The following is a 1,268-nucleotide window of genomic DNA, read 5'->3' on the forward strand; positions in this document are numbered from 1 at the left end:
GGGTCTGCCGCACAGGTAGGTGACATCTGAGTTGGGTTGCCCGGGAGGGTGCCCTGGAAGGATGTCATTGTGCCCAAGCCTTATCCGAGCGAGTTCCGTGACGACGTGGTGCGCGTCGCCAGGAGTCGCGAACCTGGTGTGACGATCGAGCAGATCGCGACCGACTTCGGTGTCCACCCGATGACCCTCACGAAGTGGTTGCGGCGTGCCGCAGTTGAGGAGGGCGCGAAGCCTGGTGTGACCCGGTCCGAAGGTGCCGAGCTGCGGGAGGCGCGGAAGCGGATCCGGCTGCTGGAGCAGGAGGTCGAGGTGTTGCGGCGTGCGGCAGCGTATCTGTCGCAGGCGAACCTGCCGGGAAAAGGCTCTACCCGCTCGTGACCGAGCTCGCCGCTGACGGTGTTCCCGTCGCGGTGACGTGCCGGGTGCTCAAGCTCGCTCGACAGCCCTACTACCGGTGGCTGGCGAACCCCATCACCGATGCGGAACTCGTCACGGCGTATCGCGCGAACGCACTGTTCGACGCGCACCACGACGACCCGGAGTTCGGCTACCGGTTCCTCCTGGACGAGGCCCGCGACGCGGGCGAAGTCATGGCGGAGCGGACGGCATGGCGGATCTGCCGGGACAACGGCTGGTGGTCAGCGTTCGGCAAACGCCGTCGCGGGAAAGGGCGACGCCCCGGCCCGCCCGTGCACGACGATCTCGTGCGCCGGGCGTTCACCGCGGACGCACCGAACCGGCTTTGGCTCAGCGACATCACGGAGCACAAAACCGGTGAAGGCAAGCTGTACCTTTGCGCGATCAAGGACGTTTTCAGCAACCGGATCGTGGGGTATTCGATCAGCGACCGGATGAAGGCACGTCTCGCCGTTGACGCCGTGAACAGCGCCGTCGCCAGGCGTGGGAACGTTGCCGGTTGCGTGGTCCACACCGACAGAGGATCGCAGTTTCGCGCCCGCAAAATGGTCCGCACCCTGCACCACCACGGCATGGTCGGATCGATGGGCCGAGTCGGCGCAGCAGGCGATAACGCGGCGATGGAATCGTTCTTCAGCCTGCTGCAGAAGAACGTCCTCAACCGGCGATCCTGGGACACCCGCGAGCAGCTCCGCATCGCCATCGTCACGTGGATCGAACGCACCTACCACCGGCGCCGTCGACAGAAGCGGCTCCACGGTTTGACCCCGGTCGAGTACGAAGCAATCATGAACACCGACGTCGCCCTCGCGGCGTGACTACAACCCGTCACCTATCCGTGCGGCAGACCC

1 protein-coding gene is annotated in these 1,268 nt (G+C 65.9%); it reads left to right on the top strand.

Features of this window, described 5'->3' with window-relative positions; all coding sequences use genetic code 11:
• Positions 1 to 69 precede the first annotated feature (69 nt).
• Positions 70 to 1,235 (top strand): IS3 family transposase gene (locus H9651_RS14555; protein ID WP_191720048.1). Its coding sequence is split into 2 segments (ribosomal slippage): positions 70 to 354 and positions 357 to 1,235, totalling 1,164 coding nucleotides; the frame shifts between segments, so codons are not numbered across the junction.
• Positions 1,236 to 1,268 lie beyond the last annotated feature (33 nt).

It is taken from the genome of Microbacterium pullorum (genome assembly GCF_014836535.1).
GTDB classification, from domain to species: Bacteria; Actinomycetota; Actinomycetes; order Actinomycetales; family Microbacteriaceae; genus Microbacterium; species Microbacterium pullorum.